The sequence below is a fragment of the Phyllobacterium sp. genome (genome assembly GCF_037994405.1).
Lineage (GTDB): Bacteria > Pseudomonadota > Alphaproteobacteria > Rhizobiales > Rhizobiaceae > Phyllobacterium.
Genome location: NZ_JBBNAN010000472.1, coordinates 1 through 5,570, shown reverse-complemented (window position 1 = coordinate 5,570; position 5,570 = coordinate 1). Strand labels below are relative to the sequence as shown.

At 58.2% G+C, this 5,570-nt stretch carries 7 protein-coding genes; 1 reads left to right on the top strand and 6 read right to left on the bottom strand.

Annotated elements, in window-relative coordinates; genetic code table 11:
• The 5 genes from AAAC48_RS26160 to AAAC48_RS26140 all read right to left on the bottom strand — a co-directional run.
• Positions 1 to 700, bottom strand: a 700-nt coding sequence (locus AAAC48_RS26160) for an electron transfer flavoprotein subunit beta/FixA family protein (RefSeq protein WP_340657000.1), incomplete at its 3' end; no start/stop codon positions are given.
• A gap of 196 nt (positions 701 to 896) precedes the next feature.
• Complete coding sequence (locus tag AAAC48_RS26155; protein WP_340656999.1) at positions 897 to 1,658, bottom strand: rhomboid family intramembrane serine protease; 762 nt, start codon at positions 1,656 to 1,658, stop codon at positions 897 to 899.
• 35 nt (positions 1,659 to 1,693) lie between these two features.
• On the bottom strand, positions 1,694 to 2,275 hold the full coding sequence (locus tag AAAC48_RS26150) for a cob(I)yrinic acid a,c-diamide adenosyltransferase (protein WP_340656998.1): 582 nt from the start codon (positions 2,273 to 2,275) through the stop codon (positions 1,694 to 1,696).
• A 7-nt stretch (positions 2,276 to 2,282) separates the two neighbouring features.
• Positions 2,283 to 2,480 carry a twin transmembrane helix small protein gene (locus tag AAAC48_RS26145; RefSeq protein ID WP_340656997.1) on the bottom strand — a complete coding sequence of 66 codons (198 nt, stop codon included), beginning with the start codon at positions 2,478 to 2,480 and terminating at the stop codon, positions 2,283 to 2,285.
• A gap of 43 nt (positions 2,481 to 2,523) precedes the next feature.
• Entirely contained in the window at positions 2,524 to 3,357 is an 834-nt protein-coding gene (locus AAAC48_RS26140) for an SDR family oxidoreductase (protein ID WP_340656996.1), read from the bottom strand.
• 100 nt (positions 3,358 to 3,457) lie between these two features.
• On the opposite strand from AAAC48_RS26140, the gene AAAC48_RS26135 reads away from it, so the two are divergent.
• A complete protein-coding gene (locus AAAC48_RS26135; protein WP_340656995.1) occupies positions 3,458 to 4,312 on the top strand; it encodes a YihY/virulence factor BrkB family protein in 855 nt (284 codons plus the stop codon).
• A gap of 255 nt (positions 4,313 to 4,567) precedes the next feature.
• Here AAAC48_RS26135 and AAAC48_RS26130 read toward each other — a convergent pair whose 3' ends face one another.
• A complete protein-coding gene (locus tag AAAC48_RS26130) occupies positions 4,568 to 5,422 on the bottom strand; it encodes a DMT family transporter (protein WP_340656994.1) in 855 nt (284 codons plus the stop codon).
• Positions 5,423 to 5,570 lie beyond the last annotated feature (148 nt).

Below are 5,570 nucleotides of genomic sequence, written 5' to 3'. Positions count from 1 at the left end.
CCTTGACCTTGACGCCCGCCTTGCGGCCGCCCGGCTCTTCGGTCTTCAGCACCTTGAGGCGCGGCTTGGTGTCGACGCCGTAATCGGCTGCGGACTTTTCGTCCAGCGGCTTCTTCTTGGCCTTCATTATGTTCGGCAGCGAGGCATAGCGCGGCTGGTTCAAACGAAGATCGGTGGTGATGATGGCCGGCAGCTTGATTTCGATGGTCTGCAGCCCGCCATCGACTTCGCGCGTCACCTTGGCGGTATCGCTGCCAAGCTCAACCTTGGAGGCGAAGGTGCCCTGGCTCCAGCCGAGCAGTGCCGACAGCATCTGGCCGGTCTGGTTGGCGTCGTCATCGATTGCCTGCTTGCCGAGAATGACCAGCCTTGGCTGCTCCGCTTCAACGACACCTTTGAGGATCTTGGCGACGGCCAGCGGCTCGACGATGTCATCGACCTTGACGAGAATGCCGCGGTCGGCACCCATGGCGAGCGCGGTGCGGATGGTTTCCTGCGCCTGCGCCGGTCCGATCGACACGACGACCACTTCCTCGACCTTGCCGGCTTCCTTCAGACGGAGCGCTTCCTCGACGGCGATTTCGTCGAACGGGTTCATCGACATCTTCACGTTGGCAAGTTCAACGCCGGAGCCGTCGCCTTTTACCCTGATCTTCACGTTGTAATCGACTACCCGCTTTACCGGTACGAGGACTTTCATGGGGACTCCCTCTCATATGAACGAAAGGCAGATTTAACTGCCTCATTATAGCACCCGCTTGCCGGATGCCGACATTGAGGTGAAAAAAACGACACGTCTGGTGCCTGAGTTGCGCGGGACCGTAATTATCAGTGACGTAAAGGTCAATCGCCGACTCGGTGTCTGGTCAAACTTCAACCGATTGAATGGTCGACGCCTAGCGCCCCCACTTGATGGGTTCCGTTTCGGGGGCCGCCGGTCCGGGGGCTTTTTCGATCACGACCGCACGCGGCGAGACAATAGCCCGGTCAAAGAGCGGCACACTTCGGCGCTTGAAAATGACGATCAGCACGGCACCAGCGATGATCCCGCCGACATGGGCGGGCCATGAAACCTGCTCCTCACCGCCCCATGCGAGCATCAGGAATTGCGTCGCGACCCACAGGACGAGGGGATAGATGGCAGGAATGCGCAAGGGTATGCGTCCGAAAGCCAGCACCCAGACTTTCACGCGCGGATGCAGCAGCAGATAGGCCGAGACGATGCCGGCAATGGCGCCCGAGGCGCCAATGAGCGGTGCTTCGGAATTGGGCAGGATCAGGCCGTGCAGGAATGCGCCGGCTGCGGCACACAGAAGATAGAAGATCAGAAACTTGATGTGTCCCAGCGCGTCCTCGACATTGTCGCCGAATACCCAAAGGAACAGCATATTGCCGCCGAGATGGAAAATATCGGCATGGAGGAAGGCGTAGGTGATGTAGGTGAAATCCGCTGGCACGAAATGATAGTTGGCGGGCAGGATCGCCAGATCGTGGATCACCGCTGGTATATAGCCGAGCCCGACCGCCGCGGCTTGCGCGTAGTCGCCGGAGACGCTCATCAGTGCGAAGACAAGCACATTGATGGCGATCAGATACAACGTCACATATTGTAGTTTGATGTATTTGAGACTGTTGGCGTCATGCAATGGAATGAACATTGTCGCCGGCCCCCTGCCTCAACGATTCTTCGCGTTCAGCGATTATGACCGGGCACCCATAACACGTCCCTGGCGCCATTGTCATTGACCACTCGGGCGGCGACAAAGAGAAAGTCCGAAACACGGTTTATGTATTTCAAAGCGGCTGGTGTGACCGCCTCATCCGGCTTTCGCGCAAGTTCGACCATGTGCCGTTCGGCGCGGCGCGCGACAGTGCGGGCAAGGTGCAGCGCGGCGGAAGCGGGAGAGCCGCCGGGCAGCACGAAGGAGCGCAAGGGCGCAAGGCTGGCGTTCAGCCGGTCGATGTCCGCCTCGAGGCGCAAAACCTGGCTGTCGATGATCCGCAGCGGCTCGTAAGGCAGCGTCTGACCTGTGTCGGGCGTCGAAAGGTCGGCGCCAAGATCGAACAGATCGTTCTGGATACGCATGAGCATGGCGTCGAGTTCGGGGAAGTCCTTTTCCGTATAAAGCCGCGCAATGCCGATGCAGGAATTGGCCTCGTCCACTGTTCCATAGGCTTCTACCCGCAGATCGTGCTTCAGCCGCCGCTCGCCGCTGCCGAGGCCAGTCGTGCCGTCATCGCCCGTCCGCGTGTAGATCTTGTTGAGCTTGACCATGAGAGCACTAGCCTGCGGAGCGGTGGAAATAGATGGCGCCGACAATGAGGATGATGGCGATCAGCTGCAGGAAGATACGCAGTTGCATCATCCTGTTGGAGAAATTGGCGTCGCCGCCTTTCATCATGTTGCGCAGGCCAATGAGCAGCACAATCGTAACCGCGGCGATGGCGACGACTGCCAGAAATTTGAAGATGATATCCATGGGTACTTCCTTGTCGATCAGGCCGCCGTTGGCTCTGATCTTATCATGATTGGCTCGCAAGCATGCGGTATAGCGCACGTTTTGACAGAAATCTGCGGGCAAAGACGGTAATTTTTGCCGGGCGTGTTACCAGATAATGGGGTCGCGGACGGGGATTTTCCAATGCGTCCTTGAGCACCGCATAGACAGCCTCGGGGCCGAGCTTGTATTTCGACTTTGTGCCGCCGCCCGACAGCCGGGCAATCAACCGGCGGTAGTCGTCACGGTGCACCGAGTTTTCGGCGTCAATGTATCTTTCGAACTGCTTGAGCGCGTTATGGGTGAACCGCGTCGCGATGGGGCCGGGCTCGATCATCGACACCTGGATGCCTGAGCCTTCGAGTTCCATGCGCTGAACCAGCATCAGGCCCTCCAGCGCAAATTTGGACGAGACATAGGCGCCGCGCCATTTCATCGGCACGAGCCCCAGAATCGACGAGCAATGGACGATCCGGCCATGACCCTGCTTGCGCATGACAGGAACAATGTGCTGCGTCAGTTCATGCCATCCGAAGAAATTGGCGTCAAACTGTTCCCGCAGCGCGCCGATCGGCAAGTCTTCCGCCGCACCTGGCAGCGAATAGGCGCCATTGTTGAAGAGCGCATCGAGCGTGCCGCCGGTTTCACTCAGAATGGTGTTTACGAGCGCTGCAATCGACTCCGGTTCGCGGTAGTCGAGATAGTGGGCAGAAAGGCCGTCAGCCTTGAGCGCGTCGATATCCGCTGGTTGGCGAGCCGTGGCAAAAACGGTCCAGCCATTGGCCTTCAGGGCCCGGGCGCAATAGGCACCTATCCCGCTGGAACATCCTGTGATCAAAATCGTTCTGGAACGGGTCATGTTTACCGGATGCTTCAATTCAGTCGGTTGAATAAGAAAAGACTTCACATATTAGCCAGCGCCTTGCAATCTCAGGCATCAGGGGGGCAAATCATCATTGATGCGTAAAGTATATGCTTTTCTCCGGCGCGTGCTTGTAGATGCGGTGGGGCATTTTCTAAACGATGATGGTTGGGCGCTGGCCAGCCACGTCGCACTTTCCGGCATGATGGCTCTCTTCCCGTTTCTGATCTTCGCGACGTCCCTTGCCAGTTTTCTCGGCGCCAGTGCTTTCACCGATACGGCTGTCCATGTGATCTTCGATACCTGGCCGGAGGTAATCGCAACGCCGATCGCACGGGAGGTACGCAACGTCCTCAACGTCCAGCGTAGTGGACTTCTGACGATCAGCGTGATTGCTGCCGCCTATTTCGCCTCCAATGGCATCGAAGCGCTGCGTGTTGCGCTCAACCGGGCGTACCGGGTTAACGATACACGCTCGATCATCTATTGCCGCTTGCAGAGCCTGGGCTTTGTCGTCGTGGCGACAATCGGCATCATGGCGATCAGCTTTCTGCTGGTCCTGGCGCCGCTCGCCGTGCGCATTGCCGAAAAATGGATACCGGAGATTGCGCTCGTGTCCGGAACGATCGGTTTCTGGCGCTATGTCATCGCGACAGCCGTGCTGGTCGTCGGCCTGCTTGTCGTGCATCTGTGGCTGCCGGCGGGGCGCCGGCGGCTAATCGATATCCTACCCGGTATCCTCTTGACGCTCATTGCCTGGACGGCCGGCGCCACGATCTTTGCGAGCTATCTCGAAACCTTCGCGACCTATGTTTCGACCTATGCGGGTCTTGCCTCCATCATGGCGGCCATTGTTTTTCTTTATATCATCGCGGCGATCTTCATCATCGGCGCCGAGATCAACGCCGCGATCATCCGCTATTGGGAAGGCAAGGCGGCCGAGCGCCTTTAGAGCCTTTCTTGCTTGGTCCGAATTCACCCGGCCCACTGGTCGAATCGCATTTCTCTCGAAATGCGGTTAATTCGACCAGCGGGTTTGAAAGCTGGTTGGTTTGCTTTGGCAAACCAATGGCTGGGTTTCCGGCTGGCGGACATCCACTTCGTCAGGCGGCTTCGTCCGATGGATAAACATCGGCCTCGCCACCTTCCGCGTGGATTGTCTCGCCATCCGGGAAACAGAACTGCTTCTATCCAAGCAAGAAAGGCTCTAACCCGTCGACAGGGCAACGCCCATCGTCGCGACAAACATGCCGACCAATTGGAACCATGTCAGCGTCTCACCGAAGAGCGCATAAGCCATCAGGGCAGTAACACCCGGTACCAGATAGAACAAGGATGCTACCTTCGATACCGCGCCCTGATTGATAAGAATCATCAGGAGCAGCACTGCGCCGAGCGAGAGGACAAACACCAGCCAGAACATCGCGAATATCAGCGGCCCTGACCAGATAATGATATGCGTCTCGAAGGCGAGCGAGAAGACGCCGGTAAGCACTGCAGCGCCAAGATATTGCAGCGCTGTCCCTGCTTTCAGATCAATAGCGCCCACAAAGCGTTTCTGCCACACGGTGCCGATGCTGATGGCAAATACCGATATGATCGAGGCTGTCACCGTCGCTGGCGTGATGCCGCCGGCAGAAATCGAGAGTTTGGGCCAAAGAACCATGGCGACGCCGACGCAGCCGACGGCCAATCCGGCCCAATAACGCGGCTGGATTTTCTCGCCGAGGGCAACACCGGCAATCAATGCAGTGATCAGGGGCTGCAGGCCGACGACCAGCGCTGACATTCCCGCAGGAAGTCCGTTGTGGATGGCCCAGAATGCAGCGCCCAAATAAACGCCGTGGATGAGGCAGCCGGCAATGATCGCATGCATGGCGCCGCGCCTACCTGGCCAGCGGTTCCCAGCCAGAACAACCCAGACACCAAGGATTGCGCCTGCAATGAGAAACCGTGCCGCTAGGAACAGGAACGGCTCCATATAGGGCATGGCATAACGGGCACCGATGAAGCCGGTGGCCCAGAGCACGACGAACAGGGCGGGGAAAAAGCGAACAGGCATGGTTGGGGACCGGGTCGGTGTGAGGAGTGCTGCTGTCTATATCAACAAATGCGTGACTACCAGTTGTTGTTTTTTGCCGCGATTCGGCTGGCGAGCACAGATGATGACGGTTATCTCTCCCCCACAAGCGGGGAGATAACCGCGTGAT